The 25,793-nt window shown below is 49.5% G+C and carries 22 protein-coding genes; 17 read left to right on the top strand and 5 right to left on the bottom strand.

Going from position 1 to position 25,793, the window contains the following annotated elements; translation table 11 throughout:
* Position 1: 1 nt before the first annotated feature.
* The 6 genes from BM412_RS17200 to serC all read left to right on the top strand — a co-directional run bounded on the left by BM412_RS17200 (position 2) and on the right by serC (position 7,222).
* Positions 2-1,486 carry a sensor histidine kinase gene (locus BM412_RS17200; RefSeq protein WP_091220977.1) on the top strand — a complete coding sequence of 495 codons (1,485 nt, stop codon included), beginning with the start codon at positions 2-4 and terminating at the stop codon, positions 1,484-1,486.
* Positions 1,487-1,556: 70 nt separating this feature from the next.
* Complete coding sequence (locus BM412_RS17195) at positions 1,557-2,507, top strand: 4-hydroxy-3-methylbut-2-enyl diphosphate reductase (protein WP_091220973.1); 951 nt, start codon at positions 1,557-1,559, stop codon at positions 2,505-2,507.
* Positions 2,508-2,527: 20 nt separating this feature from the next.
* Positions 2,528-3,040 carry a DUF2062 domain-containing protein gene (locus BM412_RS17190; RefSeq protein WP_091220969.1) on the top strand — a complete coding sequence of 171 codons (513 nt, stop codon included), beginning with the start codon at positions 2,528-2,530 and terminating at the stop codon, positions 3,038-3,040.
* Positions 3,041-3,184: 144 nt separating this feature from the next.
* Positions 3,185-4,246, top strand: a complete 1,062-nt coding sequence (gene aroF / locus BM412_RS17185; protein ID WP_091220966.1) for a 3-deoxy-7-phosphoheptulonate synthase — start codon at positions 3,185-3,187, stop codon at positions 4,244-4,246.
* Between the two features lie 271 nt (positions 4,247-4,517).
* Positions 4,518-5,942 carry a type I glutamate--ammonia ligase gene (glnA, locus tag BM412_RS17180; RefSeq protein ID WP_091220963.1) on the top strand — a complete coding sequence of 475 codons (1,425 nt, stop codon included), beginning with the start codon at positions 4,518-4,520 and terminating at the stop codon, positions 5,940-5,942.
* A gap of 191 nt (positions 5,943-6,133) precedes the next feature.
* The gene (gene serC, locus BM412_RS17175) at positions 6,134-7,222 is read left to right on the top strand and encodes a 3-phosphoserine/phosphohydroxythreonine transaminase (RefSeq protein WP_091220960.1); all 1,089 of its coding nucleotides are present in this window, start codon (positions 6,134-6,136) and stop codon (positions 7,220-7,222) included.
* A 105-nt stretch (positions 7,223-7,327) separates the two neighbouring features.
* Here the strand turns inward: serC and BM412_RS17170 are convergent, their stop codons facing one another.
* Positions 7,328-8,056, bottom strand: coding sequence for a response regulator transcription factor (locus BM412_RS17170; protein WP_091220956.1), 729 nt, complete (start codon positions 8,054-8,056; stop codon positions 7,328-7,330).
* A 114-nt stretch (positions 8,057-8,170) separates the two neighbouring features.
* Between BM412_RS17170 and trmL the strand changes: the two genes are divergently transcribed.
* From trmL to BM412_RS17155, 3 genes are all read left to right on the top strand, one after another.
* Positions 8,171-8,635 (top strand): tRNA (uridine(34)/cytosine(34)/5-carboxymethylaminomethyluridine(34)-2'-O)-methyltransferase TrmL, encoded by a 465-nt coding sequence (gene trmL / locus BM412_RS17165; protein WP_091220954.1) that lies wholly within the window; start codon positions 8,171-8,173, stop codon positions 8,633-8,635.
* A 138-nt stretch (positions 8,636-8,773) separates the two neighbouring features.
* Positions 8,774-9,025 (top strand): AbrB/MazE/SpoVT family DNA-binding domain-containing protein, encoded by a 252-nt coding sequence (locus tag BM412_RS17160; RefSeq protein ID WP_090981926.1) that lies wholly within the window; start codon positions 8,774-8,776, stop codon positions 9,023-9,025.
* Between the two features lie 455 nt (positions 9,026-9,480).
* The gene (locus BM412_RS17155) at positions 9,481-10,677 is read left to right on the top strand and encodes an aminotransferase-like domain-containing protein (protein ID WP_091220952.1); all 1,197 of its coding nucleotides are present in this window, start codon (positions 9,481-9,483) and stop codon (positions 10,675-10,677) included.
* A 74-nt stretch (positions 10,678-10,751) separates the two neighbouring features.
* Here the strand turns inward: BM412_RS17155 and BM412_RS17150 are convergent, their stop codons facing one another.
* Together BM412_RS17150 and BM412_RS17145 are read right to left on the bottom strand one after the other, a co-directional pair.
* On the bottom strand, positions 10,752-11,072 hold the full coding sequence (locus tag BM412_RS17150; protein ID WP_091220951.1) for a Rieske (2Fe-2S) protein: 321 nt from the start codon (positions 11,070-11,072) through the stop codon (positions 10,752-10,754).
* Entirely contained in the window at positions 11,072-11,899 is an 828-nt protein-coding gene (locus tag BM412_RS17145; RefSeq protein WP_371264829.1) for a DUF2161 family putative PD-(D/E)XK-type phosphodiesterase, read from the bottom strand. Before BM412_RS17145 ends, BM412_RS17150 begins: the two co-directional genes overlap by 1 nt.
* Before the next feature lie 442 nt (positions 11,900-12,341).
* Between BM412_RS17145 and BM412_RS17140 the strand changes: the two genes are divergently transcribed.
* The 5 genes from BM412_RS17140 (at position 12,342) to BM412_RS17120 (ending at position 18,362) form a co-directional block, all read left to right on the top strand.
* Positions 12,342-14,240 carry a PrkA family serine protein kinase gene (locus BM412_RS17140; protein WP_091220948.1) on the top strand — a complete coding sequence of 633 codons (1,899 nt, stop codon included), beginning with the start codon at positions 12,342-12,344 and terminating at the stop codon, positions 14,238-14,240.
* A 160-nt stretch (positions 14,241-14,400) separates the two neighbouring features.
* Positions 14,401-14,775, top strand: a complete 375-nt coding sequence (locus BM412_RS17135; RefSeq protein ID WP_091220945.1) for a hypothetical protein — start codon at positions 14,401-14,403, stop codon at positions 14,773-14,775.
* 219 nt (positions 14,776-14,994) lie between these two features.
* Entirely contained in the window at positions 14,995-16,452 is a 1,458-nt protein-coding gene (locus tag BM412_RS17130; protein WP_091220943.1) for a circularly permuted type 2 ATP-grasp protein, read from the top strand.
* Positions 16,453-16,479: 27 nt separating this feature from the next.
* A complete protein-coding gene (locus tag BM412_RS17125; protein ID WP_091220940.1) occupies positions 16,480-17,481 on the top strand; it encodes an alpha-E domain-containing protein in 1,002 nt (333 codons plus the stop codon).
* Positions 17,478-18,362 (top strand): transglutaminase family protein, encoded by an 885-nt coding sequence (locus BM412_RS17120; RefSeq protein WP_091220937.1) that lies wholly within the window; start codon positions 17,478-17,480, stop codon positions 18,360-18,362. The genes BM412_RS17125 and BM412_RS17120 overlap by 4 nt, the downstream gene beginning before the upstream one ends.
* A gap of 150 nt (positions 18,363-18,512) precedes the next feature.
* On the opposite strand, the gene BM412_RS17115 is transcribed toward BM412_RS17120, so the two are convergent.
* Positions 18,513-19,958 (bottom strand): SpoVR family protein, encoded by a 1,446-nt coding sequence (locus tag BM412_RS17115; RefSeq protein ID WP_091220935.1) that lies wholly within the window; start codon positions 19,956-19,958, stop codon positions 18,513-18,515.
* A 171-nt stretch (positions 19,959-20,129) separates the two neighbouring features.
* Between BM412_RS17115 and BM412_RS32165 the strand changes: the two genes are divergently transcribed.
* From BM412_RS32165 to BM412_RS17105, 3 genes are all read left to right on the top strand, one after another.
* The gene (locus BM412_RS32165; RefSeq protein WP_177245896.1) at positions 20,130-20,273 is read left to right on the top strand and encodes a hypothetical protein; all 144 of its coding nucleotides are present in this window, start codon (positions 20,130-20,132) and stop codon (positions 20,271-20,273) included.
* Between the two features lie 106 nt (positions 20,274-20,379).
* Positions 20,380-22,290 (top strand): ribosomal protection-like ABC-F family protein, encoded by a 1,911-nt coding sequence (gene abc-f, locus BM412_RS17110; protein ID WP_091220932.1) that lies wholly within the window; start codon positions 20,380-20,382, stop codon positions 22,288-22,290.
* Between the two features lie 249 nt (positions 22,291-22,539).
* Positions 22,540-23,667 carry an ATP-binding protein gene (locus BM412_RS17105; protein WP_177245895.1) on the top strand — a complete coding sequence of 376 codons (1,128 nt, stop codon included), beginning with the start codon at positions 22,540-22,542 and terminating at the stop codon, positions 23,665-23,667.
* 97 nt (positions 23,668-23,764) lie between these two features.
* On the opposite strand, the gene BM412_RS17100 is transcribed toward BM412_RS17105, so the two are convergent.
* Positions 23,765-25,624, bottom strand: a complete 1,860-nt coding sequence (locus BM412_RS17100) for an LTA synthase family protein (RefSeq protein ID WP_091220927.1) — start codon at positions 25,622-25,624, stop codon at positions 23,765-23,767.
* Positions 25,625-25,793 lie beyond the last annotated feature (169 nt).

Genomic DNA, 25,793 nt, shown 5'->3' with positions numbered 1-25,793 from the left:
CATGTCGATTCGCTTAAGGCTCACATTATGGTATTCGGTGATTCTGGCGGTCACGCTTATTGCATTTGGGGTCGCGATTTATTTCTTCGTCAACTACAACACGTACAAGGAAATGAGAGCCAAAATCGAGCAGCAAGTCAACGCGATCAATATTACGTCCACGCTGGATATGTTCGGTAATTATCAAACCCCCAATTTCGTCATCGGGGATGACGAGATGTTTATCCAGGTAGATAATTATAAGAACGGCGTCGTCAAGACGACTTCGAATCTGCGCAGGATCGACCAGCTGCTGCCGAAGCCGGGGGTAAAGGAAATCAACGACAGCTTTGAAGGGTTTGAGCATGTTAAGGCAGGTCCTTATCCGTTTCTCGTTTACCGGCATATTTTGAAGCAAAATAATGAAATATTCGGTTTGCTGCAGGTTGCGGCTTATTCAGGCCGGGAAGATAAGTTTCTGACCGAGCTGAGGACGACGTTAATCTCCTCGCTCATTATCGTGGTGCTCATCGCCTTCACGATTGGCTTATTTCTTGCGCGTCAGGCGCTTCGACCCATTGAGAATGTCATTCGTTCGAGTGATCAAATCCAGAACGGTTCTGATCTTAGCGTGCGCATTCCAAGAGAAGGTCCTAACGATGAGCTTGGTCGCTTGGTCGATACGTTAAACGGCATGTTAGGCCGAATTGAAACAACCTATAATGGGTTGAATGAAGCCTACAAAGCACAAAGGCGATTTGTATCCGATGCCTCACATGAGCTTCGCACGCCGCTTACGACGATTCGCGGGAATATCGAGCTGCTGGAGCGAATGTGGCTGCCGACGTTATCGCAGGGAACCGACGATGCGGATGGTGAAGGTCTGCCGCAATTAAGTGAACAAGAGCGCAGTCGGATGATGCTAACGCGCGAATCCATGCTGGATATTGCAGGCGAAGCCAAACGCATGTCCAGCTTAGTCAATGATCTCTTGTCCCTAGCGCGTGCGGATGCCGGCTACCAAATGGAGAAGTCCGTACAGCCGCTGCTGCCGCTGGTTGAGGACGTGGCACGCAAGGCCCAGCTGCTTCCAAGAAAAGCAGAATGGAAAATCGGGAACCTGGATGCCATTGCAAACGTAGAAGTATATGCGCATGCCGATTTTCTTCGTCAGCTCTTTTTTATCTTCGTCGAGAATGCATTCAAGTACACGCCTAGCGGACATGTTGAGCTGCGTGCCATCGTATCCGGCGATCAAGCCGGCATTGTGATCAAAGATACGGGGATTGGCATGGACCATGACCAAGTTCCATACATCTTCGAACGATTCTATCGTGCAGATGAATCGCGCGGAGAAACGAGCGGAACCGGCCTGGGATTGTCGATTGCCAAGTGGATTATTGATGAGCATGGCGGATCGGTCGAGGTTTCGACACGCGAGGGTGCGGGAACGACATTTATCGTATGGCTTCCAATTGCTTTCCACGAGAAGTCGAATGAAGTATAATAATTAGAGTTGGGTCTTAAAGAGGCCTGTTCGTGAACACTGGTTTAGCAGGAAAGCAGGTGCAAGCAGTATGGAAATTGTGAAGATTTCACCGCGTGGTTATTGCTACGGCGTTGTTGATGCCATGGTTCTGGCATTGCAAACCGCCAAGAATTTAGACTTGCCGCGGCCGATCTATATTTTGGGCATGATCGTTCATAATAGTCATGTAACGGAAGCATTTAAGCAAGAAGGCATTATTACGCTTGACGGCGAGAACCGTTTGGAAATATTAGAACAAATCTCGAGCGGTACGGTCATTTTCACCGCGCACGGTGTTTCTCCGGAAGTACGCAGACGCGCGAAGGACAGAGGTTTGACGGTCGTGGATGCCACTTGTCCGGACGTAACCAAAACCCATGATTTGATCCGGGAGAAGGTAGCGGAAGGCTACGAGATCATCTACATTGGCAAGAAGGGGCATCCGGAGCCGGAAGGCGCCATCGGTATCGCACCTGATCACGTTCATTTAATTGAGCGTGAGAATGAGATTGATTCTCTTGTGCTAACGAGCGATCAAATCATTATTACGAATCAGACGACGATGTCTCAGTGGGACATCAAACATTTGATCAGCAAGCTGCTGAAGACATTCCCGACCGCGGAAATTCATAATGAAATTTGCTTGGCGACGCAGGTGAGGCAAGAAGCGGTTGCGGAACAAGCGAAGGAAGCCGAACTGTGTATCGTGGTAGGCGATCCCAGAAGCAACAATTCCAACCGGCTTGCGCAGGTTTCGGAAGAGATCGCCGGCGTTCCGGCTTACCGCGTATCGGATGTGTCGGAGATTGAGTTGGAGTGGTTGAAAGGCAAGAAGCGGGTAGCTGTAACTTCAGGGGCATCGACACCAACACCGTTAACAAAGGAAGTCATCGCTTACCTGGAGCAGTTTAACGACGAGGATTCCTCTACCTGGGAAGCACGGCGTACAGTCAACATGAACAAATTGTTGCCTACTGTGCGAGTGAAATCGTCGCTGTGAGTGAAAGGAGCGCTACTCAAATGACGACTTCAAGCAAACCGCGCTCGATTAAACGTTGGCTCAAATTGAAATATACGCAGCTTATGCGGGCACCAGGCGGCCCATCGTTTGTAGCACTCGGTTTTGCAATCGGTATTTTTGTTGAGATGTTTACATTACCGACTTACGGGTTAGCCTTCTTCCTGATATTCCCACTGATTTACATGATGAATGCCAGTTTAGCCGGCGCGTTGATCGGTTTTGTTTTTGGTAAAATAATCTTTATTCCGGTCGCCTTCATCAATAGTATGGTTGGCGGTTGGGTGCTTCCGAACCATATCAAAATTTCGGTGCCCTTAGCGCCGGAGTGGCTCGACCATATGCTGCTCGTTAATTTAAAGCTGATTGTAGGCGGGATTATCGATGGTATGGTGCTTGGCGCGCTGTTCTATTTCCCTGTGAAGCTGACGCTGCAATACGTAGCTAACAAACGCAAGGAGAAAAGAAAGCTTCGCCGTCTCTCGGTCGTCGATGTAAAGCCGCTCACGGAATAATATAAATGGCAGCAAGCCGGTCTCTTGACGAGGCCGGTTTTTTCATGTATATTTGCTTTAGTGATTAAAAGCATAAAAGCCTAACAGCATAAAAGCGTCGAAGCGAACACGCGTCTAAGCGTAACAGGAGAGGGAGTCGAACTTATGATCGTTATTACTCAAAATAATGTAACGGAAGAGCGGATTGGCGAGATCGTCCAACATATCGAGAGAGCGGGGGTACAGGCGCATGTTTCCCGCGGGACAGACCGGACGGTCATTGGTATTATCGGGAAAGCGGAGCCGACACTGGCAGAGCATCTTCGTCAAATGAAAGGCGTCGAGAACGTCATCAAGATTTCGAAGTCCTACAAGCTCGCTAGCCGAGACTTCCATCCGGACGACACGGTAATTGAAATAAAAGGCGTGAAGATCGGCGGAGAGCATCTTGCCATTATGGGCGGACCTTGCGCAGTAGAAACACCGGAGCAGATCGACGAGATTGCGAGACTGGTGAAAGCTGCCGGCGGTCAAATCCTTCGCGGTGGCGCATTTAAACCGCGTACCGGACCTTACAGCTTCCAAGGCATTGGCGTGGAAGGGTTAGCGATGATGGCGGAAGCAGGCCGCAAGCATGGGCTGCTGACGATTACGGAGGTCATGACGCCGGAATACGTAGATATCTGCTGCGAGTATGCTGATATTCTGCAAGTCGGCACGCGTAACATGCAGAACTTCGATTTGCTTCGGAAGCTGGGCACAGTGAAGACTCCTGTTCTGCTTAAACGGGGTTTCAGCGCAACCTATGATGAATTCCTGAACGCAGCCGAATATATTCTTGCAGGCGGAAATCCGAACGTTATGCTTTGCGAGCGCGGAATTCGCACCTTTGAGACCTATACACGAAATACGCTGGATTTGGCCGCAATTCCGGTACTGCAATCACTCAGCCATCTGCCGGTTATTTCGGATCCGAGCCATGGAACGGGACGCCGCGAGCTGGTAGAGCCGATGTCGAAAGCGTCTGTTGCTGCGGGCGCGAACGGTCTTATTATTGAAATGCATACAGATCCTGATAATTCGATGACGGGCGACGGTGTACAATCCTTGTTCCCGGACCAATTCGCGAACCTTCTAAAAGAATTGGAACAGCTGGGAAAATTAGTCGGCAGACGCTTTGATACGCCTAAAGAGCCGGCTGAATATTTCAATACGTGGATCAAATAATAATTCAAGCTCTTGTATAATTAATCGGATTTCGGACGCTGCAGCCCTTCGTATTAGGGGGCTGCAGCGTCTTGTTTTTGGCGTCAACACTGGGAATTTGAACAATCTGACAATTATGTGAAGTTATCTAACAAGTGCTTTAAAAAATACCTTACATGACTATTGACTGTAATAAACCTAAAACCTATAATAACAATCATAGTTTCAGATCAGAAGTTGAACAATTAATGTCCTACACATCGCAAATGTTCGGAAATGGAGGAAATACCTAATGTCAGTTCAAAACGTATTGAGCACAATCAAAGAGAACAGCATCATGTTTGTAGATTTCCGTTTCGTGGATCTTTCCGGCCACGCGCACCACATCACACTTCCTTCCACGGAAGTAGATGCCGAAACTTTTGTTAACGGCGTAGCTTTTGACGGTTCCTCGATCCCGGGTTTCCGCGGTATTGAAGAGTCTGATATGGTTATGATTCCGGACACAGAGTCCAGCTTCATCGATCCGTTTACAGATCACCCAACATTGAATATTATGTGTAACATTCATACGCCAGATGGCGAGCGTTATGAGCGCGATCCGCGCGGCATCGCTCAAAAAGCAGAAGAATACCTGCAAAAATCCGGCGTTGGTACAGCAGCTTACTTCGCACCTGAGTCCGAGTTCTTCATCTTCGACGAAGTTCGCTACGAAAGCAAAATGAACACTTCTTTCTACGAAGTTGATTCCGCTGAAGCTGGCTGGAACACGGCTCGTAAAGAAGAAGGCGGCAACCTTGGCTACAAAATTCCTGTAAAAGGCGGCTACGTTCCGGTTGCTCCTGTTGATTCCCAACAAGATATCCGCAGCGAAATGGTTCGTTTGATGCAAGAATCCGGTCTTCGCGTTGAGCGTCATCACCACGAAGTTGCAACAGCTGGTCAAGCTGAAATCAACTTCCGTTTCGACACATTGACTAAAACTGCAGACAACCTGCTGAAATACAAATACATCATCAACAACGTTGCTCGTCAATGGGGCAAAGTTGCAACATTTATGCCTAAACCGCTTTTCGGCGACAACGGCAGCGGTATGCATGTTCACTCTTCCATCTTCAACGGCGATTCCCCGTTGTTCTATGAGAAAGGTGCTTATGCAAACCTGAGCCCTCTGGCTATGCACTACATCGGCGGAATTTTGCATCACGCACCAGCGTTGATCGCAATTACAAACCCGTCGACGAACTCCTTCAAGCGTCTTGTTCCAGGCTACGAAGCGCCAGTTAACCTTGTATTCTCGAAGGGTAACCGTTCTGCTGCAATCCGTATTCCGGTTGCTGCAGTTACGCCGAAGGGCTGCCGTATCGAGTTCCGTACACCGGACTCCACAGCTAACCCTTACCTCGCATTCGCAGCGATGCTGCTTGCAGGTCTTGACGGTATCAAGCGCAAGCTGGACCCAGTTGCTCTTGGTTATGGTCCGTTCGATAAAAACATCTATGATCTTCCGGATGAAGAGAAGAAAGAAATTCGCTCGGTTCCGGGAACGCTTGATGAAGCGCTTGACGCTTTGGAAGCTGATTCCGAGTTCTTGACTGAAGGCGGCGTATTCTCCAAAGACTTCATCGATAACTTCGTACAACTGAAGCGTGCCGAAGCGAAAGCTGTTGCAATCCGCGTTCATCCGCACGAGTACAGCCTATACTTCGACTGCTAATCCGAACTTATTCTACAAATTACTTTCAGCGAGCTCTCTCAAGGAGAGCTCGCTTTTCATTATCCGCAAAAAAGCTAAATCCGAATATTCATAATAAAACTGTTGGTTTTTGTTCGACTTTTTACACTTGATGCAAAGCGTGAAACTTGCTATCATACTGATAAGCAAATTGAAGAGTGGAGTGAGCTACAGTGACGAATCGAGCGTTTAATTTTAATGCCGGACCGGCGGCATTGCCGCTGGAAGTATTACAGCAGGCACAACAGGAATTTATTGATTATGCAGGTGCAGGCATGTCCATTATGGAAATGTCCCATCGCAGCGGCATTTTTGAAGAGGTCAATGACGGTGCGCAATCGCTGCTTCGTGAATTGTTCGGAATTCCAAGTCAATATAAAGTTCTATTCCTGCAAGGCGGAGCCAGTACGCAATTCGCTATGATTCCGATGAACCTATTGGGCGCTGGCCAAACGGCAGCATTCGTCAACACGGGAAGCTGGGCGGACAAAGCAATCAAGGAAGCGAAGCTGTTTGGTGAAACAGCGGTTGTAGCTTCTTCGGAAGCAGACAAGTTTAATCGGATTCCGGACCTTAGCAACCTTCAAATTCCGACAAATTCGGCCTACCTGCATATTACGTCGAATGAAACGATTGAAGGCACGCAATACGCGGCTTATCCGGAAACTGGTGATGTGACACTAATCGGCGATATGTCGAGCGATATTCTAAGCCGTCCGGTCGATGTCGGCAAATTCGGCATGATCTATGCCGGGGCACAGAAGAACCTGGGACCATCGGGCGTAACGATTGTTATCGCGCGTGAGGATTTGATTTCAGAGAGCCCGAAATCGATCGCGACGATGCTTCGCTACGATACGCATGTGAAGAACAATTCCCTTTACAATACACCGCCATCTTTCTCTATTTATCTGGTTGGCCTAATGTTGAAATGGGTGAAGGAGAGAGGCGGCGTTGCCGCGATGGAGCAATTCAATCGCGACAAAACAAAGCTGATCTACGATACCATCGATAACAGCGGCGGCTTCTATCGCGGCTTCGCAGATGTGAACAGCCGTTCGCTCATGAACATCACGTTCCGCCTTGGCTCGGAAGAGCTGGAGAAACAATTCGTGAAGGAATCCGAGCAGCAAGGTTTTGTCGGCTTGAAAGGCCACCGGAGCGTTGGCGGACTGCGAGCATCGACTTACAATGCCGTTCCGCTTGAGAGCTGCAAAGCACTTGCCGATTTCATGGGCGACTTCCAGAAGCGCAACGGCTAACTTAATTGAAGCGTCAGCCGTGCATATAGAAAAGAAAAAAGACCGCCGATTCTTCCATGCGTGGAAGGTCGGCGGTCTTCTTGAGTGGTTAGTGACGGGTATGTGTTAAGCTAGTGAAGAATCAGCATTAGACGTGCTGCTTCCCGGTCCGGAAAGTTTATAACCAACGTTACGGACCGTCATGATATATTCAGGCGTTCTCGCATTTTTCTCGATTTTGTCACGCAGATGGCTGATATGCACATCGACGATTCGGGTGTCGCCGAGGAAATGATAGTCCCATACACCGTGCAACAGCTGCTGACGGCTAAGGACTTTCCCGCGGTGACGGCACAAGTAAAGCAGCAGTTCAAATTCTTTAGGTGTCAATTCCACAGACTTGCCTTCGAGCTGGACTTCACGCTGCTCGGACAGAACCGTAAGTGGACCGATTGTATGCGTTGTTGATTCTCCTGAACCAGGCAGCGCCTGCGTTCTGCGCAAGATGGCTTGAATACGGGAGAGAAGCTCTTGCGGTGAGAACGGTTTCGTCATATAGTCGTCAGCGCCGTGATCAAGTCCTGCGATCTTGTCGCTTACATCATGGAGTGCAGTTAACATAATAATGGGAACGACGTTATTTTGCTTGCGAAGCTCTCGGCATACTTGTAGTCCGTCCATCTTGGGGAGCATAAGATCGAGCACGATGAGATCAGGACGAAACGGCTTTAAGAAATCGAACACAGCTTCTCCGTCTGAAGCGCAACGAACTTCATAACCGGCTAGTTTTAAGTTAAACTCAAGCAACGTGGAGATAGATGGCTCATCATCGACGATTAATATTTTCTTTTTCAAGCGTTTATGTTCCCCTTTCATGCAACATTATAGTTGTATTATGACAGCCAAGTTTTCTCAATAGATTAAGCTAGCGTAAAAGCTATGTAAAAAGTGAAGGGTGTTTGATAACAAATGGCATTCCATATCGTTCTCGTAGAGCCGGAAATACCGGCAAATACCGGCAATATTGCTCGGACTTGTGCAGCAACAGGTACAATTCTTCATCTGGTTCGGCCATTGGGATTTAACACAGATGACAAAACGCTTAAACGGGCCGGATTGGATTATTGGTATGCGGTTGAGGTTCATTATCATGATTCGTTCCAAGAGCTAAAGGATCAATATCCGGAGGGGCGTTTCTTCTGCGCAAGCACAAGAAGCTCGAAAGTATATTCGGAGCATCAATATCAAGACGGCGATTTCTTCGTATTCGGGAAAGAAACGAAGGGACTTCCGCAAGAGGTGCTTGATGCGCATCCCGACACCTGTATTCGCGTACCGATGACGGACAAAGTAAGATCGCTCAATTTATCGAATTCTGCGGCAATTGTTGTGTTCGAGGCATTTCGACAAAACGGATTTGTGGGGTTGAACTAACTTTCTTTAAATTTTATTGCAGAATACTAAGAAAATCGAAATAATTGCAGGAATTACCCGGCCATTATCGAACCTAGTAGGGAGCAAACTGTCATATGACGTTAACTTGCAAAATGCGACTACAGGAGATGTGAATTTGTGAAACCGGCTGGTGTTGTGCGTAAAGTGGATCAATTAGGGCGTATCGTATTGCCAAAATCGCTACGTAAAAGATACCAAATGAATGAAGGAGACCCCGTGGAAATTCTTGTCCAGGGTGACCATATCATTTTGGAACGTTATCGTCCTCGTTGTGTGTTTTGTGGCACACTTGATGGTGTACGCGAGTTTAAAGAGCGTTACCTGTGTGGGGGATGTATGACAGAGATGGCGGGACTGCGCCGGGGTTAACTCGGTGCATCACACCATTTTTGCATTAAAAAAGAAGCTTCCGACGATTGTCAACAATCGCTGAAAGCTTCTTTTTTTTGATATTGGTCCTATTGCATTACAAGCCTTTAGTCTTGTCGTCATTGTAAGACGCCGTACACATGGCGATCAGGAACAAGGCCGAGACAGTGAGGACGATAAGAAAATTAATGGTCATTCGTATTCCCTCCTAAGCTGCCAGTACATACATACTCCCCTTCATTATACCCAACGATATGCAAAAAGAAAACGAACAAAGTTGTGAACATGTTGTTACGGCCATTCCGCGGCAAACATAAAATACAACACATTGGTGAACGCTGTAACCAATTGACGAAAAAGCGTACATATCCGTACGTTTTGAAGCGTTCTTCTAGTTGCTCCCATCACCAATTGCGCGTAAAATGTGTGATAAGTGAAATGGGGAGGGAATGAACGTGGAATACCGGTTTTCGAATTATGTCGAACGGCTGCAATCGTCTGCTGTTCGCGACATTTTGAAGCTAACGCAAGGAAAAGAGATTATTTCGTTCGCTGGCGGTTTGCCGGCCGAAGAACTGTTTCCGATTGATGCAGTAAGAGAGGCAGCAGATCGGGTATTCCGTTCCGGTAAGAATACGCTGCAATACGGTCTTACGGAAGGGTTCATGCCGCTGCGTGAGCAGCTTTGTGTCCGAATGGCGCAGAAGGGCATGCACGTCCAACCTGATGAAATGATCATGACAACAGGCTCGCAGCAAGCAATTGATCTGATTACTCGTGTACTTATGGAGCCGGGCGATATTGTTCTGGTGGAGAACCCGACCTATTTGGCCAGCTTGCAAGTGTTTAATCTAAGCGGCTTGGATGTGGTTCCGGTTGCCAGCGATAAAGATGGCATGATTATTGCGGAAGCCGAGCGGCTCATCAAGCAGCATAAACCAAGATTAATCTATGTAGTGCCTACATTCGGCAATCCGACGGGTCGAGTATGGAGCATGGAACGTCGCAAAGGGCTGCTTGAACTCAGCCATCGTTATGGTGTTCCCATCTTAGAGGATGATCCATATGGCGATATTAAATTTGATGTTAATGCCGACTACCCAACCTTGTTCTCGCTTGAAGGCAAAGCGGATGGCGGCAATGTCCTTTATACAAGTACGTTCTCCAAAACAGTAGCGCCTGCTCTTCGTACCGGCTGGGCAATCGGCAGCCGCAACGTGATCTCTATGATGGCAAAGGCGAAACAAGCGGCCGATCTGCATTCCAGCTCGCTTGACCAGCAAACACTGGATCAGCTGCTCCGGCATTTCTCGCTTGACGATCACATTCAAGTCATTAGGCAGGCGTACGGCGATCGTATGCAGCAAATGCAGAAGCTGCTGTCGCAGCAGGGCTGGAGCGATGTGAAATGGATCGAGCCGAAAGGCGGCATGTTCCTCTGGCTGGAGCTGCCTGAAGGACTGGATGCCGAAGCGCTGCTTCGCGCAGCTGTGATGAAGAATGTAGCCTTCGTTCCCGGCTCCTCGTTCTATGCGGCAGAGCCTGCGCGCAACACGGCTCGTCTGAACTTTACGTATACACAAGGCGAGCGGATGGCGACGGGTATTTCGCGCTTCGCCGAAGCGCTGAATGAATTTCTGGCGCGCCGCTAATTCATCAGGATATAAGCATAAGACAAGAAGCCCGGATTCCTCGCTTGAGGATTCCGGGCTTCTTGTTGTTCGTTTTAAGCTTGAAGCAGAAACTGGCCGTCACGAACCTCCAGCGGCGAGCAATCCAACTGCTCTCCCGGGATGTTGGTGGATTCGCCTGTCGCTTTATCGAAGCACCAGTAGTGCAGCGGGCAAATAAGCTCATTCAGATGCGGTCTGACAATACCGCCGGCATGCGGACAGATCGCCGAGATCAGATTATAGCGTTGTTCTTCATCGGCTTTGCGCGGTGCTTCAACAATATAATAAGGCTGGTTGTTTAATTTCACATGAGCCGGAAATTCCGGGAAATCCTCTACATTGCCAATGATCTTAAAGTTGTTTGTTTCGCTCATCAGTATCTTGTCTCCTTCGATAAGTTGTTTCCAGGCATGATTGCGGTGTTTACCTCTTGTGCAGGCTTCTGCTGCAGCCAAGCTTCAATAATATGGTTGTACTGCTTTAGTGCGGCTGCTCCGTCCGGTTTCAGGCTATAATGCCCTCGCCTTATACGTTCAAACCAGCCGTAGTAATCCTTCTGGAGAAAATGGTTCGCCCGCGCTATCCCGGTCAGCTCCGAGGCAGCGCGAGGGGAAAGCTCGCCGTGCTGGTTAAGCGCCCATGCCACGCGAAGCGCCTTCTCCCGATACGCGGTGACAAGTTTGCGGTTATTGCTGCCGCCGGTATTATAGTCGCCGCTGCGTTCGCGAAATTCGGTGAGCAGTCTCGCTTGACGGACACGCCGTTGTCCGCGCACCGGAGGATCGCCCGGTTGACAAAGCATCTCCAGCACCGGCGATTTGGTCTTGAAGAAGGTTACGGTCATCAAGCCAAGGCCAAGCATCCGGCACAGCTCGGTTAGATCGCCGAAGCGCTGATTATGCGCACCGACCTTCTTGCGGTTGCGCTCGACGGCGAGGATGACATGTCCGTTTAAACGCAGCCTCTCGATGCCCTGGAGCAGCAGCGCGAGATTGAAGGTCTTCTTCATTTCCACCAATATGGTTTCATTCGTATCCGGATGAATGGCGACGAGATCGCAATGCATGATCTCGCTCTTAACCTCAAAGCCTTGTTTCTCGAAATAAGACTTGATTGGCGGATACAGCTCGGTTTCGTGTTTGACAGCCAAATCATCGCCTCGATTCAATGGGAGGGTAGTCTGTTCACGATTATAGCACATTCCGGACAACCCCTTAAGCCATAAATTAGAGGTTACATCTGGTGTCACAACTTTTTCGTGTCGGTCATGCTGGAAATTTGTCGCAATCGCCGCTATTCGACATGGGTTCGCGGAAGCGCAAAAGAAGGAGCCAAGTCTTCATACGTATAGCTTTTCGCCCGATGGAGACGGGCAGGTGCTCGTTTTAACGGAATTAACATTTTGTAAAATTAGTGTCTGCGAAGTGCGGATTTTGGCGGAATCTTGTTTAAAAAATAGGGCAACTTCCCTTGCGAAAGCGCATAGGAATGTAATACTTCAATAAAAAATGCCGGGCAGCTTTAGATGGCTGGATAAATATTACCCGCATGCATGAGGCGTTCTAGGTAGTGGCATCAGGCTGGTCGGAGTATAGGCTTACGAAGTGAGTTTTGCAATCGCAAAACTTATAGGAGGTTACGGCATGGATATTTTGAAACGGATTTCGGCGTACAAAGCGGAAAGCGAAAAACTTGCTTGGAACGGATCTTTCAAGGACTACATCGACCTGCTGAAGCGAGATCCTACTCCGGCCATGACTGCGCATGCTCGAGTTTATGAAATGATTGAGTCATTCGGGGTTGTGGATGATGGCGGTACATCGAAGAAATACAAGTTTTTCGAACAAGAAATATTCGGCTTGGATCGTGCCGTTGAGAAGCTTGTAGAGGAATACTTCCATTCATCAGCCCGGCGGCTTGATGTGAGGAAACGGATTTTGCTGCTCATGGGACCTGTCAGCGGCGGTAAATCCACCATTGTTACGATGCTTAAGCGAGGCCTCGAACAGTTCTCCAGAACAGAACGAGGAGCTGTATACGCGATTAAAGGCTGCCCGATGCATGAGGATCCGCTGCATCTCATCCCGAATGAGCTGCGGCCTGAAGCCGAGCGGGAGCTTGGTGTCCGAATCGAAGGTAATTTGTGTCCTTCCTGCCAAATGAGAGTAAGAACGGAATACAGCGGCGATATTGAGAATGTGCAAGTCGAACGCGTGCTGATTTCCGAAGAGAACCGTATCGGGATCGGAACATTTAGCCCATCCGATCCGAAGTCCCAGGATATTGCCGATTTGACCGGAAGCATCGATTTCTCAACCATTACGGAATTCGGTTCGGAATCCGATCCGCGTGCATACCGGTTCGACGGTGAGCTGAATAAGGCGAACCGCGGTCTGATGGAGTTCCAAGAGATGCTCAAATGCGATGAGAAGTTTCTATGGAATTTGCTGTCCCTAACCCAAGAGGGCAATTTCAAAGCCGGTCGATTTGCCTTGATCTCGGCGGATGAGCTCATTATCGCGCATACGAATGAAACCGAGTATAAGTCTTTTATCGCCAATAAGAAAAATGAAGCGCTGCAGTCCCGGATGATCGTAATGCCGATCCCTTACAACCTGAAGGTGTCGGAGGAAGAGAAGATTTACAAGAAGCTAATCGGCCAGAGCGACATGAAACACATTCATATCGCGCCGCACTCGCTGCGCTCCGCAGCTATCTTCTCCATCTTGACTCGCCTGAAAGAGACGAAGAAGCAAGGGATGGACCTCGTTAAGAAAATGCGCATGTATGACGGCGAGGAGATCGAAGGCTACAAGGAAGCGGATCTGAAGGAAATGCAGTCGGAATACATCGAAGAGGGCATGTCGGGTATTGACCCGCGGTATGTTATCAATCGAATTTCGAGTGCGCTCATAAAGCAGGACCTGCAATGTATCAATGCCCTTGACGTGCTGCGCGCATTGAAAGACGGACTTGATCAGCATCCTTCGATCACGAAGGAAGAGCGGGAGCGATACTTAAATTTTATTTCCACAGCCAGGAAAGAATATGACGGACTCGCCAAGAAAGAAATACAGAAAGCGTTCGTTTACTCCTTCGAAGAGTCCGCCAGAACGCTGTTCGAGAATTACCTCGATAACATTGAATCGTACTGCAACTGGGCGAAGATCAAAGACCCGCTTACAGGCGAAGAGATGGATCCGGATGAGCGGCTCATGCGTTCGATCGAGGAGCAGATCGGCGTATCCGAGAATGCGAAGAAAGCGTTCCGAGAAGAGATCTTGATTCGGATTTCCTCGTACTCTCGCAAGGGCAAGAAATTCGATTACTACAGCCATGAACGGCTGCGCGAAGCGATCGAGAAGAAGCTGTTTACGGATTTGAAGGATATCGTCAAAATCACGACCTCGACCAAAACACCGGACGAGAAGCAGCTTAAGCGTATTAATGAAGTAACAAAGCGGCTGATTGACGAGCACGGATACTGCCCGGTCTGTGCCAACGAGCTGCTGCGTTATGTAGGAAGTCTGCTTAACCGATAGGCGATAGCGGAGTAAGTGAGCCGCAGTACGCGCAAGATGCGTACTGCGGCCTTCCTTTGATTAAAGAGAGGTACAAGCATAGGGATGGTGTACATGCAAACCAATCATCTGTTAAAATAGGAACATAAGTTCTTATTTTGGTATAGAAGGAGTGTTGGACATGCAGTTGTTGCTGCTGAACAAGAACGGGGAGAGGGAGTGGGTTCCGATGGATAAGATTTGCTTCGTATCGCACACGTCGAAAGGACCCCAGTTTGTGACGAAGAGCGGAGCAAGCTATCACTATCCGCAAACGATGGAGCAAGTGGCGCTCGTCTTCGGACCATTCGGCTATGAGCGACTGGATCGCAACGTTGTTGTTAATATGGCGGCAGCTGTATGCTATAACCCGGTTGAACGCAATGTCTATTTCGATGATGCGGCCGGAAGCGGGGGCGGCTTATATGCCACGGTGTCCGGAGCGAATGTGGACAAAGTGAAGCACCTCATGATTCGAGAACAGGAAGAGGTAACCTACTGCACATCAGCCGCGTAATGTGGTAAGGGGGCGCGTAGGCGCGACCGATAACTGGTATTCCTTAATTTACTGTAAAGGCCGCCTTTACAGGGTCTTTTATGTGTTATATAAGTTGACACAAATGTCCTCATTGGGTATGATCTAGGTAATATAATCCAAATTTACATGCGATAATGTAGACAAGAAAGTACAAAAACTGACATGATAGTGACACTGATGGCTTTGGAGGCGGTTGACATGTCGATGGCGATGAAATCACAATTCGATCCTTACGATTCACAATCTTTCTACGACGAAATGTTCGATAATGATCTTAACGTACGTCCGCATTATGAAAGTGTTCATCGAACGTTCGCCCGTATGAAACCGCCTGAGCTGACAGCGCGCCACACAACCATTCAGCAGCGGATGCTGGAGGAAGGGATTACGTTTACGCTCTACACCCAGAATCAGAACGAGCCGCTGGAGCGTACCATTCCTTTTGACTATATTCCGCGCATTATTCCGAAGCTTGAATGGGAGAGCATTGAACGCGGAATGAAGCAGCGCGTTAAGGCTTTGAATGCTTTTATCCATGACGTCTATCATGAGCAGCGTATCGTCAACGACGGCATCATCCCAAGACAGATGATTATCGGAAATAAATATTTCCGACCGGAGATGGCAGGGCTGCAAGTACCGCAGAACGTCTATATGACCGCATCCGGCATAGATTTAATTAAGGACGAGAAGGGCCGCTACTTTGTGCTGGAGGATAATCTCCGTACACCATCAGGGTTTTCCTACTTGTATAAAGGGAGAAGCTTAATGAGCGAGCTGTTCTCCGATTTGTACTTGAATAGCGCGGTGGCGGATATCGAGCGCAGCTTGAACGTATTCTTGAGCTCGCTGCGCAGCTTGGCGCCTTCGGGAAAATCAAACCCGCTAATTGTGCTGCTGACGCCGGGAGCATACAATTCCGCTTACTTCGAGCATGCTTTTCTGGCTCAGCAAATGGGCATCCATCTGGTGGAAGGCCGCGACTTGGTTTACAAGGATCACAAAATCTATTTGCGTGATTTGCGCGGCTTGCGTCAAGTAGATGTCATCTACAGAAGGCTTGATGATGAGTATTTGGATCCATTGGCATTTCAGGCGGATTCGCTGCTCGGAATCCCGGGTCTCATGAATGCTTATCGTGCCGGCAACGTTGCGATTGCCAATGCGCCGGGCACGGGGGTGGCAGACGATAAAGCCATCTACGCGTACGTGCCGGATATGGTCCGTTACTACTTAGGCGAGGAACCGATCCTGCATAACGTACCTACTTACATTTTGTCACGCAAGGAAGAACGGGAGTATGTGCTCGATAATCTGGATCAGCTCGTAGTCAAGGAAACTTCGCTCTCCGGCGGCTACGGGATGCTTATCGGCCCTGCTGCTTCCAAGAAGGAGATCAATGCCTTTGCCGATGCCATCCGCCGCGATCCGGGGCGCTACATCGCTCAAACGACGATGAAGCTGTCACGGGCGCCGGTGATGCTCGGAGGGGCTATGCAGCCGCGCCATATTGATTTGCGCGTATTTGTGCTCATGGGCGCACAAACCCATGTGATTCCGGGCGGGTTGACTCGTGTTGCGCTTCAGGAAGGCTCTCTGGTCGTGAACTCTTCGCAGGGCGGCGGCGTAAAAGATACGTGGGTGCTTAGTCGTTAACGATTATAGGAAGCGGAGGGATTGACGATGCTGAACCGGAATGCGGAGGCTTTGTTTTGGATCGGGCGGTACATGGAACGGGCGGAGAACCATGCTCGGCTAATCGATGTTCACTATCACCTTCAGTCAGATGACTCGCATACGATACCGAAAGGCGAACCGGGCGAGAAAGCCCAATCGCTGTGCAAATGGGGGCGGATCGTCGATGCACTCGGCAGCAGAGCCGCTTACGAGACGCAGTATGGCACATATACGGAGCAAGACGTAGTGCTGTATATCACCCTCGACCGGGATAATGCGAACTCCCTCGTTACATGCGTCAATCATGCTCGGGATAATGTGAGGACGCTTAGGGAGAAGCTGCCCAGCGAGCTATGGGATGTGACGAACGGCTTCTACCTGTGGCTTCGCGAGAAGCAGGCGGGAGATTGGACCCGTGAGTCCCCTCATCAGTTTTTTGGCAAAATTAAAGAATGGACGGCGCTCTTTCAAGGCATTACGCAGTCGGTGATGCCGCGCGAGAACGAATTTCATTTCATAGAATGCGGCCGCTATCTGGAGCGAACGGAGAATACGCTTCGGATCATGCAATCCGCGATTACGTCCCGAACCATGCTCCCTTCGGATACGGACGGCAGCAACGATGTGTATCCTTTCCTGCAGGCGGTGCTGCGATCCGTTAGCGGCTACCAAACGTTCAGGCGGTATTACGCGGATGGTTTCTCGCAGGAAGCGATTATGGAGTTTCTGATCCTGAATGAAGTGTTCCCGCGCTCCGTTCATTACTCGTTGCATGCGCTCGATGAGCATTTGCGCGGTATTCAGCTGCAGGAGAAGCAGCTGCGCACGGCTCATGATCGGATTATTCGGCAAGTAGTGAAGCTCAAGGCCGAACTTGCTTGCTTGGAGCGTGAGGATTTGCAGCGGGATGATGAAGGACGGGTCACGGGACATTTGCTCCAGGCTGCAGGACAGCTGGGGGTATCGTTTGCGCATACCTTTTTTCGTATGGGGGAGGTCAGTGCATGAAGCTTTGCATCTCGCACACAACCGAATATTCGTACATGAATCCGGTTATGGACAGTGTCAATGAAATTCGGCTGACGCCATTTACGAATGAGCAGCAATCGTGTTATCAGCATTCCATTTCGGTGGAACCGAATGCGCCTCTATTTAGTTATGACGATTATTTCGGCAATCGCGTTCACGCGTTCTCAGTCAATGATCAGCATCGCAAATTGGTCATTCGCACGCAAATGACAGTCGTCACGAAGGAAGCCGTTATACCGATTGAAGGTCAAGAAGGCATGACGCCTAAGCAAGCTTGGGATTGGCTGGCGACGGATGGTGCGATGAACCGGTTTGCGGAATATTTGCTGCCAACCGAGTATACAGGCATTACGCCGGAGGTTGCGGCATTTGCGGAAACACCGCTGCAAAGCGATCCGAACGAGAAAGAATTGGGCGTGTACAGCTGGCTGCTGTATGTATCCAATCGGATTCGCAATGAGTTTGTATACGATCCCGAAGCGACCAATGTGCACACGATTGCAGGGGATATGATGCGCAGACGTCGCGGCGTCTGTCAGGACTTTGCCCATCTGATGATCGCGGCATGTCGTTCGAAAGGCGTACCGGCTCGTTATGTGAGCGGCTATCACTTTGTTGGCGACTTACGAGGAGGCAATGCGGATTTCGAGCAGGCTTCACATGCATGGGTGGAGGCGTATGCGCCCGGCCTTGGCTGGTGCGGGTTCGATCCGACCAACGATGCGCTCGTTGGCGAGCGTTATGTGAAACTGGGCCATGGCCGGGATTACAAAGATATAGTCCCTGTCAAAGGAGTCTACCGGGGAACAAGCGAAGCGAACTTGGAAGTGAAGGTGGATGTGCGAAGGGTCGAAGCCTAATTCGGGGTGGCCGCAGGCGGGGGATATTGTGAACCGCCTGTTCGGAAGCGACGGATACATAGAGTAACGGAACAAAAAGATCGCATTCCTGCAGCCTGCAACGGGCTGTACGGGAATGCGATCTTTTTGTTGATTAGCTTCAGGCTTTGCTTAAATAAATTTCCGGCTCGTTTTCTTGCCGTCGCAGCTGAATACGATTCGTTTGTCCTCGACGATCGTCTCGAGGTGAACGGTCTTGCCCCAGAGCTGAACGACGTGAGGGAGCGTGCGCTCCACGTATTTCAAATCCAGCTCGACCCCTTCGTATTGATGGAAGAGGAACAGCTCGCCGACGCGGTTAAAGTCGCCGTCGGTTACAACGAGGCTCGGGAAGCCGCCGTTGACTCGAGAGGTCACAAGCTGATCGCGGACGGACTCCCATGCTTTGTCGGTGATTTTCCATTCCGCGCCTTTCTTCTCGAAGACGTAGAGATCCAGATCGCCAACAAGTTTCTTCGTCAAATAATTTCGCAGGAATGAAATATCGGAGTCGAACTCCCGCACTTCGAAGATTTTATCCCGCCCAAGCCCCGGCTTACGTCCGAAGCGATCCTGCTCCTCCTTGGTCGGGTTATCCCAGCGGCGCTCGATATCCTCGAAGATCTTAAGACCCAAGTAGTACGGATTAAGCGAATGCCTCGATGGCTGCACGACGGCGGAGTTAAGTGAGGCGAATTCGATCGTTTCCGCGCTTGTTAAGTCCATCTCGCGAAGGATCCGCTGATGCCAGTAAGAAGCCCAGCCTTCGTTCATGATCTTCGTCTCGATTTGCGGCCAGAAATACAGCATCTCATCCCGCAGCATGGACATGATGTCGCGCTGCCAATCCTGCAAATTCGGCGAATATTCCTCAATGAACCAGATGAGGTCTTTCTCCGGCTGAGGCGGGAAACGCTTCGGCTCATTATTGGCTGCTTTGAGACTCGCCTGCGCAGCCTGCTCTTCGGAATCCAGCGACCACAAATCATCATATTGCGATTGGCGAGGCACTTTGTCTACTTGATTTGCCTTGTTGAGCAGCTCAATGTAATGGGCTTTATCCAGCTTATAAGGCCGGATAATGGTGGAATCGACATGCTCCTGAATGGCCAGAACCGCGTCGATAAATTTCTCGACGGCATCAGTGCCATACTCCATCTCGTATTGACTCACACGCTCGGCCGTGGCGGACATACTTTCCACCATATTTCGGTTCGAGGCGCTGAAACGCGCATTGTTCTTGAAGAAGTCGCAATGTGCCAATACATGCGCGACGATCAGCTTATTCTGTATGAGTGAGTTGCCATCCAGCAGAAAGGCATAGCAAGGGTTGGAGTTAATGACAAGTTCATAAATTTTACTTAGGCCAAAATCATACTGCATCTTCATTTTATTGAACGTTTTGCCAAAGCTCCAATGACTGAACCGGGTAGGCATGCCGTAGGCGCCGAATGTATAAATGATATCGGCCGGGCATATTTCATACCGCATCGGGTAGAAATCGAGGCCAAATCCTTGGGCAATCTCAGTGATCTCGTCAATAGCTCGCTCTAATGCTTTGATCTCATCCTGGTGCAATTTCGCTTCCCCCTTGTAATGCGAGTGTGCTTCATAGCTATATGTATGGGAGGGCGGACAGCGATATGAGCTTTTTTTGCGACGATAGCCCGTTTCTTCTTGGACTTCTTGCGGGGCGATTGCGTTCTGTGGTATGGTTAGATAAATATTCGAAAGGAGGTGTGAGGTAGGATGAATTCAGAAATGGTGAACAACCGTATTAGCCAGCTGCCGATTGCAATGGCTGGCATCGTGCATGCATTTGGACAAAGCGGGAGAAGTCTGTCCAAATATGCCGATACGGCACCATCACTCAAGCGAAGACGCCTACCTTAGACCTCGATCGGTAAATACCGAAGAGTCGCAGGGCATTTTCCTGCGGCTCTTTTTTTGTTGGTTTCAGACGGGGGCGATCTTCCGAAACAACTGGGAGGATTCCACGATGATAATGGTAAATGGTCAACATATAAAGAAATATTACGGCGCTAAGCTGGTGCTTGAAGATGTAACCTTTGAAATTCACGAAGGGGAGCGGGTAGGGCTGGTTGGCCGCAACGGAAGCGGTAAATCCACGCTGATCTCGCTCATTGCAAAGCTGTCTAAGCCGGACGAAGGGCAGCTCACGATTCGCAAGGATACGAAGATCGGATATTTGGCGCAAATCCCGGCAGCGTGGGACGATGGAACGGTTTACGATGTGCTGGCATCGGGGTATGCGGAGCTCCTGACGTGCAAAGCGCAAATGACGAAGCTGGAGCAGGAGATGTCCGATTCGGGAACAGGGGAGAAGCGGCTGGAGCAGCTGCTACGAGAATACTCCGTGCTGCAGGAGCGGTTTCAGAATGAAGGCGGCTACGAGCTGGATGCGAAGATTGATACGGTTACGACGGGGCTGCTGATTCCGCGAGAGATGTACGAAAGACGGTATGGCACCTTATCCGGCGGGGAGAAGACGAAGATCGGCCTGGCGGCACAGCTCATCAGCAAGCCGGAGCTTCTGCTGCTGGATGAGCCGACCAACCATCTGGATTTGCAAGGCGTGCAGTGGCTGGAGTCGTTCTTGAACGGATATGACGGTTCCTGCTTGATCGTTTCGCATGACCGGATGTTCCTAGACCATGTCGTTACGAAAATAATCGATATCGAAGACGGTGAAGCCGTCACTTACCATAGCAATTACAGCGGCTATGTGAAGGAGAAGGAAGCTCAGCTGCTGCAGCAGTTTGCGGAGTACCAGGAGCAGCAGAAGGTCATGAAGAAGATGAAAGAGACCATCAAGCAGCTGCAGGAGTGGGGAAGAGTCGGCGGTAACGAGAAATTCTTCCGCAGGGCGGCTTCGATGCAGAAAGCGCTCGATCGGATGGAGCGGGTGAAACGCCCGGTGCTTGATCCGAAAGGAGCAGAGTTTCAGCTTCAGCTGGCGGATCGTTCCGGGAAACGGGTCGTTGAGTTTCAAGGCATAAGCAAGAGCTACGGTAACCGCAAACTGTTGCATGAGGTTAATGGGATGCTTCTCTACGGAGAGAAGATTATGCTGCTTGGTCCAAACGGAGCGGGCAAAACGACCCTGTTCAAGCTGATTCTCGGAACGGAAGGGCAAGACAGCGGAACGATCGATATCGGAGCGCGCGTGGATATCGGATACCTGGCCCAGCAGCAATATCCCGCGGATGATAAGAAGAATGTACTTGCTTATTTCCGCGAGGCGGCGGGGATGGAGGAAGGTGAAGCTCGATCGCATTTAGCAAGGTATCTGTTTACCCAAGGAGAGGTGTTCAAGAGCGTCAGCCAGCTATCGGGCGGCGAGTGGACGCGGCTGCGGCTAGCGCTGCTCATCCTGAAGAAGCCGAATTTGCTGCTGCTGGACGAACCGACCAATCATATGGACATCGCCTCCAGAGAGGCGCTTGAAGATGCGCTGGAAGACTTCCCTGGTACGATTCTTGCGATATCGCATGACCGGTATTTTATCAATCGACTGGCGAATAAAGTGTGGGAGCTCGATCGAGCTAAGCTGACGGTGTACCTCGGCGATTACGATGAATATGCCGAGAAACGCAAGCAGCTTCGCACGGATGAGAGCGTGCAGCCCGCTATAGTGAAGGAAGCAGCCCCGGTTAAGCGAAATCAAGCGGCCGCGAACCTTCATGCCGCTGTCATCTCGAAGCAGCCTAACACGGAGAAGCTGGAGCAGCAAATCAGCCAGCTCGAAGCCCGTCTGGCAGAGATGGATACGGAACTGAACGAGAAGTCAGAGCAGATCGGCGTGGATGAGCTTGCTCAGCGCTGGCGTGAACGGGAGCATGTGCAAGAGCAGTTGAATGAGCTTTACACAAAATGGATGGCACCGTAATTGAACATTATTCCCAAAAATGGAGATGTAACATATAACTCTATGTTATAGTTAGATAGGTTAAGTAGTTATTTATTCCTACTCTATCGTCGAACCTACTAAAGGGAGTCGTGTTCTCCAGCCATGTCCGCCATCCTCATTTATGAATTTCATGGTTTGCTTTATATATTAGCGGCTTGCACATTTCTTTTTATAAGCCCAAGGGTCATGCTGTCGGCTCGGCGAAGGAAACAGGCGATCGCTGTCATCATGGCAGTGTTGTCTACCTGCTACCAAATCATCGAGCCCATCGACCCGCTTGTTTTCTCGCTGCATCTCATGCCGATCAGCATTATGATGGCTTCCGTGTTTGAGGGAGCCTGGCCCGGAATACTCGTTTGCGCTGCAGTAACGTTTTGCGGTGTCTTCTTTACAGGTACGGATATCGAGGCGAATCTGGCAAGCAATCTCCTATTGGCGCTGCTGGGGGCTTGGTTTCATTACCGGATGTTCTGGAAGAGTTCGCTATCAAGAACAATGGGCTATTCACTTTTCTTCATGTTCATTCATTTTGTTGTTTTCCTCGCGGTGTATTCGCAAAGCGATCAACTGAAACTGAATGCTGCTGAAGTGCTGGTCTTATTTGTTGGGACGATGGTCTCCTCTGTTATTATCGTCATCACCTGCAATAAGGTAAGGAGTCAGGAGAATTTGCAGGAGGAGCTCTACAAAGCCGAGAAGTTCCATATGATCGGCGAGCTGGCTGCATCGATTTCCCATGAAATCCGCAATCCGCTTACAACCACGCAGGGATTTCTGCAGATGATGGCGAAGCCCGGTATCAGCAGTGCATCCATAGAGCGTTACCGATTGCATGCGATTGAAGGAGTCGAGCAAGCGAATGCGATCATAACGGATTATTTGAACTATGCCAAACCGACGATTGAAGAAGCGAGACCGATCCATGTCATTGAGGAAATTGAGGGGCTCCTGCCTTGGATATCGCCGCTTTCGGTCATGTCCAGCATCGAGATCCGAATTGAGCATCAGCAAGAGCGAGCCTTGTACATCATGGGGGAGCCTAAGAAGTTCCAGCAATGTCTGCTAAACCTGATGAAAAATGCCATTGAAGCGATGCCGACAGGCGGCCTGCTAACGATTTCGACAAGGATTGAGAACAGGCAGGTATGCATTCAAATTTCCGATACCGGAGTGGGGATGAGTAAGCTGCAGCTAAGACGCATCGGTCTGCCGTTCTTCACGACCAAAGAAAAAGGCACGGGACTTGGTCTGATGGTTGTTGTCAGCCTCGTTAAGGTAATGGGCGGGGAAATCTTTTTCACGAGCAAGTTGGGTCGAGGCACGGTTTGTGAAATCAAATACGGGCTGTACGGATAGAAGGATCAACGTTCAACAAATAAAGCACTCTCCTCATTAGCGGCCTTATGACCGACTAGCGAGAAGAGTGCTTTTTGCATACAGGAGTGTATTGTCGTTAAGGTTTCACCGGCGGCAGCTGACTTACATAGCTGTCGGATAAATGAAGGAGCTTCAAGGCCCGATTGTATTGATCCTCGGATACCGTTGAACCATTCTGAACGCTGCCATTCAGCGGATAATGAGTACCGTCATTGTATGCTGTACCCGGAATAAACAATTCTTGATCGTTAATCATCGATCCGGTAGGCAGGTAATACCGTTCCGGCAAAATGTTCGACGTTTGATTGAACAAATCTTGCCCGAAGTGAATGTGATCGGCCAAGGAGATGCCGAGCAAATTCGCAATCGTTGGCATAATATCCGATTGACCGCCGATTTGCGGAAGCTTTGCAGGTGTTGAAATACCCGGAGAAGAGATAATTAACGGAATATTGATCATGTCGGTAAATCCGTATTCATGACCGTAGATTTCGCGCATCAGCTTCTTGTCGTCGTTGTCTAACGAGTAGACCGGCAGACCAAGATGGTCGCCGTACGTTACAAAGACGCTGTTATCCCAGATTCCGCGTGCCTTAAGGTCGTCAACGAACAACCCAAGCGCATAGTCCGCGTAATTCTGAGCTCGTATATAATCACCGACGAATGTACCTTCATAACGCTCCGGCAGCTTCATTTTGTATTTAGCCTCAGGGATTGTGAAGGGGTGATGGGATGACATCGAAATAATTTGCGCATAGAACGGTTTGCCGGATTGTTGCATGTGATCCAGCTGCTCAGCCGTTTTCTTGTACAGCACCTCGTCGGAAGGACCGAAGAATACCATATCCTCTTTCCCGAAGAAGGATTGATCATAGTATTTGTCAAAACCAAGCGCTTTATAAAGTCCGATCCGGTTCCAGAATTCCACGACATTCGTATGGAAGGTTGCGCTCTGGTAGCCGTTCTGATCCATAAGGCGAGGGAGGCTTGGCAGCTCTTTGTCGCTGTAAGCCATTGTTGCCGCGCCCCGCGGCGGAATATAGAACGACGTGTTCACGACGAATTCGGCATCGGAGGTATTGCCTTGGCCGACCTGCTGATAGAAGTTCGGGAAATACATATGTTCGCGTGCCAGCTTGTTCATATTCGGCGTAATTTCTTGTCCGTCGATTTTGAGTCCGATCAAGAAGTTCTGAAGGGATTCCATTTGCAAAATGATAAGGTTTTTACCTGCCGCAACGTTCGCGTATTTAGGAGCCGCGGGCTCGGTAATGCCTTTCGTTTCATCGATCAGCTCACGGGTAATCTCTTTCATCGGTGTTTTCGGCGTATTGTCATCCGCGAAAATCGTGTAGATTTCGTAATTGAGTATACCCATCTCTTCGGCTTTCACAATTTCATTCATGCTGGCGCGATTGGGCAATATATTGAAGAGGCACAACGCAAGCGAAATGATGAAGACAAGCGAGATCACGGACCGGCTAAGCGGGATCTGACTGAATGTTTTCCAGCCTTGAAATTTCGAACGTCTGACGAGCAGAAAAGTAAACACGATAATATCGAGAAAAATGAATAAATAATAAGGATCCAACAGTGAAAACACGCTGCTCTTCACGGCCGTTACTTGATTGACCTGCTCCAGCGCATGATAGGTCACGATGATCCCGAAATATTTGTAATACATGATGACGGCGAACAAGATCGCGGTAACGAGTAAATTGACCGTCACATAGAGCGCCAGCTTGCGTTTGGTGGCGAACCATTCAATTAAGCAGAACAGGATCCAGAAGAATGGCAGCTCCGTCACGAGCAGCGTCAAGGATGGACCTCCGTCAAAGATAACGAGCCACGCTAACGTTGATTTAATGACTAATATAAGGGTGAAAAAAATAAACGGCCTCATCTGAAACAGCCGTTTAAGGCGCCAAAGCGGCATGTTGAAATCCTCCTAACACAAGCTTGATCTTGTAATCTCTTAACGATCTCTTAACGTTCATTATGCCCCCATGCAAGATGGTTTGTCAAAATGGAAAATTGACGCCAAAAGGCGCAAGGAGTGTTATACTATACTCTGAAAAATGATCGAATATGAAGGGTAACGATAG

It is taken from the genome of Paenibacillus sp. BC26 (assembly GCF_900116125.1).
Lineage (GTDB): Bacteria > Bacillota > Bacilli > Paenibacillales > Paenibacillaceae > Paenibacillus_Z > Paenibacillus_Z lignilyticus.
Note: the sequence above shows the minus strand (reverse complement) of the source record. Positions and strands in the feature narration are given on the sequence as shown.